At 42.5% G+C, this 4,654-nt stretch carries 5 protein-coding genes; all 5 read left to right on the top strand.

Translation table 11 applies throughout. The features are described from left to right. Positions 1 to 88 precede the first annotated feature (88 nt). Positions 89 to 652 carry a hypothetical protein gene (locus IH879_20075; GenBank protein ID MCH7677226.1) on the top strand — a complete coding sequence of 188 codons (564 nt, stop codon included), beginning with the start codon at positions 89 to 91 and terminating at the stop codon, positions 650 to 652. 59 nt (positions 653 to 711) lie between these two features. Beyond that, a complete protein-coding gene (locus tag IH879_20070; protein MCH7677225.1) occupies positions 712 to 1,737 on the top strand; it encodes a GAF domain-containing protein in 1,026 nt (341 codons plus the stop codon). Between the two features lie 25 nt (positions 1,738 to 1,762). Beyond that, positions 1,763 to 3,160 (top strand): PEP-CTERM-box response regulator transcription factor, encoded by a 1,398-nt coding sequence (gene prsR / locus IH879_20065; GenBank protein ID MCH7677224.1) that lies wholly within the window; start codon positions 1,763 to 1,765, stop codon positions 3,158 to 3,160. Between the two features lie 11 nt (positions 3,161 to 3,171). Then, on the top strand, positions 3,172 to 4,113 hold the full coding sequence (locus IH879_20060; GenBank protein MCH7677223.1) for a polysaccharide biosynthesis/export family protein: 942 nt from the start codon (positions 3,172 to 3,174) through the stop codon (positions 4,111 to 4,113). Positions 4,114 to 4,136: 23 nt separating this feature from the next. Beyond that, positions 4,137 to 4,654: hypothetical protein (locus IH879_20055; GenBank protein ID MCH7677222.1), on the top strand; the 518-nt coding region annotated here is incomplete at its 3' end.

Genomic DNA, 4,654 nt, shown 5'->3' with positions numbered 1-4,654 from the left:
TTCAAGCGTTGTCATCCTTGCAATCTTCGAGAAAAAACTGAGAATATTGCGAGGGGTTAAACAGTCGCGGATTCCCACTATCCTTTTTATGGGAATATTCGTTCTGTTTATTGTAGTTGCCAGCCAGGGATTGCTGGTCAAAACGCTTAACCCGGGTCTGTTGGTATTGATTTCACTTTGCATATTCTTTGGCTGTATCACGCCTCGACTCTCTCGGTTCAAGAATTTTATCACGTTTGACAACGATAGGGAAACGGTATACTCCTCTGTTGTGATTTTATGGGTTGGTGCCTACCTTATTCTTGTTGGTATCCTGGGAAAGTTAATTTCTATGATTGGCCAGGATGTGCAAGTTTTCTTTTCTATAGTCGCCATCAGTGCTGTCGTTTTTCTCTTTTTTATAATAATGACTTCTTTTTCTTGGAAAAGGGGGGTTAGAAAGCTTATCGACAAGACATTCTTTAGGGGAAGTTATGATTACCGTAACATATGGAGCCAGTTTAGTGCTGAAATTTCGTTTAATCTCGACGTTGATAACTTGAATCATGCCATCTTGAACACGATAACCGATTTTCTTGGAGTGGAAAAGGGGGCAATTTTACTTGTACAAGATGGTTCTACAAATATCATTTTGAGTAAAAAAAAAACTTAAGGGATATTGATGCGATAAACCTCAACTTGCAGCCAGAGTTCATTGACTGGTTGTGGAGATTGGGGGAACCGATTAAGTTATCCGGAACGTCCACTAAAAGAGTTTTACCCGAACCTTTTAGGGAGATCGAAGAGCAATTTGCTAGATTGCAGGTCTCGGTCTGTGTTCCTTTGCTGACAAAGTCAGGTCTTGTTGGAATGATGGTTTTAGGAGAAAAGAAAGGCAAAGGTTACACCGACGAGGATTTAGAACTATTGGAAACGTTGGCAAATCACTCTGCGATGGCGATTCAAAATCTAAAGTTGCAAGAAAACCTGAGAGAATCTAAAGAATTAGAGTCTTTTCACAAATTTTCCTCGTTTGTGGTTCATGATTTGAGAAATACCGTTTCGATTCTTTCCATGCTATCGGAAAATGCCAGGGAAAATATGGACAATCCTGATTTCCGCAAAGATTTAATCAAGACACTTTCGGGCTCCGTGGACAACATGCAAGGTTTGCTTTCAAGGATTTCGATGCGATCCAATCACAGCCGGGTTTTGTTAGAAGAGATAGATCTCTGCGAGTTGATTAGGAAATCGGTGGAGGATATTAAGTTAAGCTCAGAGTTTAAAATAAAATTCAAATTTCAAAAAATTCCCAAATTGTTGTCGGATCTGTCTCAGTTCAAGAAAGTAATCGTTAATCTGGTCCTCAATGCCAAAGACGCGATGCCAAATGGTGGACAGATCTTGATCAAAGCTTCAAAGGGCAAGGCAAGTGCACTGCCAGTCAACATTCGGTCGAATTGGTTGCCGCCGGCATTTGTTGAAATTTCGATTGCAGATAACGGCTGCGGGATGACGGAAGATTTTATCAAGAACAGCCTTTTCAGACCGTTTCGGACCACTAAAGATAACGGTTTGGGGATTGGGCTCTATCACTGCAAGGAGATCGTCGAGACGCTGGGCGGGCGGATTTGGGCTCAGAGTACCGTTGGGTCAGGATCGACTTTTTATGTCGGGCTTCCCATCAAAGAGGATTTAACCCGGAGTGAATTCCCCTCGCCCGCTAATCTGAAGTGGAATGCATTGATGACAAATTAATTAGAGAGTTATAACCAAGTGAGTGATGGATAAAAACAAGAAAAAAATTTTGATCATTGATGATGAGGAAGGGATTCGGGATCAGTTTAAATGGAGCCTAAAACAAGATTATAAGGTGCTTGTGGCAGGCAACGCTGAAGAGGGAATTGAGCTGTTTAAAAGCGAACATCCCGACCTGGTTGTGTCAGATATAGCTTTATCCGGAAACGGAGATCAAGATGGCCTGCAGCTTTTTGAAGACATACAATTATTAGACTCGAAGGTAAAAGTTATTATTATCACTGGCAACGAGCAAAGGGAGCTGGCTTTCAAAGCTGTACAGATGGGTGCTTACGATTTTTACAAAAAACCCATCGATCTCCAAGAGTTTAAAATAATCCTCAAACGCGCCTTACATTTGCAAAAGTTAGAAGCGGAAATTCAACTGTCAACTTTGGAAAACAGTGCTGAATTTTATACTCCTGAAATAATTGGCAAATGCCAACAGATGTCCGAAGTTTATGACATCATTGAACGAACGAGCGCCACCGATGCCACCATTCTCATCACCGGTGAAAGTGGAACAGGTAAGGAGTTGGTTGCGAAAGCACTTCACATGCAGAGTCCCCGTAAAGACTTTCCTTTCGTAGTTATCAACTGTGGCGCTATTCCGGAAAATTTGCTCGAAAGCGAGCTTTTTGGACACGAAAAAGGCGCGTTCACGGGTGCTCATGTGCAGCGAAAAGGCAGACTTGAACGGGCGAATCAGGGGACGGTTTTTCTCGATGAGATTGGAGAGTTAAGCGTTGCCCTCCAGGTGAAGCTTTTGCGATTCTTTCAAGAGCGTGAGATAGAAAGAGTCGGTGGTAGAGAACCCATACAAATCGATGTACGAATTATTGCAGCGACGAATCGCAACCTTGAGGAAGAAATCGAAAAAGAGAGGTTTCGCCCTGATTTGTTTTATCGTCTGAGTGTTATCCCTATCAATTCGCCCCCTCTGCGAGAAAGGGAGCAGGATATTTTTACCCTGGCCAATCACTTTTTGAATAAGTTTAATCTGGAGCACGAAAGAAAGATAAAAGGTTTTTCCCGGGAAGCGACGAAATTGATTCAAGATTATTCTTGGCCCGGCAATATACGCGAACTGGAAAACAAGGTTAAACGTGCTGTTATCATGACGAAAAATGCCGTTATCATTCCCGAAGATTTCAACCTTAAATTTGAAGAATCTCCTCAAGAAAAAATGAACTTACGAAAAGCAGTAGAGGAATTCGAAGAAAATTGCGTACGACAAGCATTGCTTAAGAATGACGGAAACGTCAGCCGCACGGCTCAAGAACTGGGTATCAACCGAACCACATTTTACGACATGTTAAACAGGTACAACATCGACCGGGCGGATTATGCCAGTCGAACCAATAAAGCTAAATCGGAGATGTAACGAAAGTGGGTTTGGCTAAGATTATACTTTTCACAGTGATGTTTTCAACGATTGCAACTTCTCTGCCTGGTCAACAATATGTCCTGCAAGTAGGGGATAGGCTGGAGATCACTTTCTGGCAAGAACCTGATCTCAACACAAATCCTGTTGTGGCCCAGAATGGCACTGTCGAAATTCCGATAGCGGGTCGTATTCAAGCTGCGGGCTTAACCGCTTCAGAACTGAGTCAAAGAATCATTGACGAAATCTCCCGGTATCGAATCAAAATAACCCAGGCATCTGTGGTGATAAACGAATATCAAGGCAATAAGATTTTTGTCACCGGGCAGGTCGGTACTCCAGGCACTTATTCGTTTGAGGTCATTCCTAATTTGTGGCGTGTCTTGCAAGAAGCCGGTGGACTGTCAGAGACCGCCAATCTGGAAAAAATTTCTGTTATACGCGAAAGTGAAGGTTCCGGAGATATCCTGCAAGTGGACTTAACCAGGTATTTCGAGCGCGGTGACGTAGCGCAGCTACCTGAACTTCAGGGTGGTGATACGATTCATGTGCCAACAAGGCCTTCGGTCAGTTCGCCCGTTGATGTATCTTCACCTTTTGCGCAAAAGAATGAAATCTATATTGCGGGCGAAGTTGTATCACCTGGAAGATATAATTTGGAAAGAAATATCGACTTATGGGATGCAATCATTTTAGCCGGCGGGCCAACCCCTTCCGCCAACCTCTCTGATGTGAAAATCCTAAAGCGGAGGAAAGGGGAAAACGGCATGATGAAGATAAATCTAAAAGAATATTTAGACCGCTCTGAGCCTAAACCCCCCATTCTTGTACCGGGAGATAACATCTTTATTCCAAGGAGAGCAGGTGTGGGTTCATTTTTACTTACAAGGATATTAATTCCAGTTATAACAGCAACAGCGGTGGCACTCGTTGTTAATGCAATCGTTAATTGAATTCTTAGAATCTTACATTCTTCATGAACAATAATATAGCCAATATTAAGACTCTTAATCTAAACCAACAAAAGGCTGTCTTCGATTGGCGTACTTATTGGTATATGGCCAAAAGAAGGAAGTGGCTTCTAATTTTCCCGACAATTTTGTTTGGCCTGGGGGCCTATTATTATTCGCTTTCGCTGATGCCTGTTTACCAATCATCTACTACTATTTTGGTATCAGGAGGTAAACTTTTAACCCGAGCCGTGCGATCGGTGGTGCCGGGAGTTACAGCAAACGAGGACATTACCGCAGTCAAGAATTATATTTTAAGTCAACAGTGTATCGCAGAACTCATCAATACCCTACAGCTAAGAAAAACCCCTGGGCTGAAAGCACAAGCTTTATCATTGAGTGCTCAGTTACCGGATATGAGTGTCGAGGAAATTGAAAATGATCTTCTTATTAAGCAAACACGAGAAAACATCAAAGTTGTAACTCAGGGCCGGTATATAATTGAAATATCATCTCAGCAAATGGATCCCCACCAAGCTTACCT

The organism is candidate division KSB1 bacterium (assembly GCA_022562085.1).
Classification (GTDB): domain Bacteria; phylum Zhuqueibacterota; class Zhuqueibacteria; order Oceanimicrobiales; family Oceanimicrobiaceae; genus Oceanimicrobium.
This window is presented reverse-complemented; position numbering and strand designations above follow the sequence as displayed.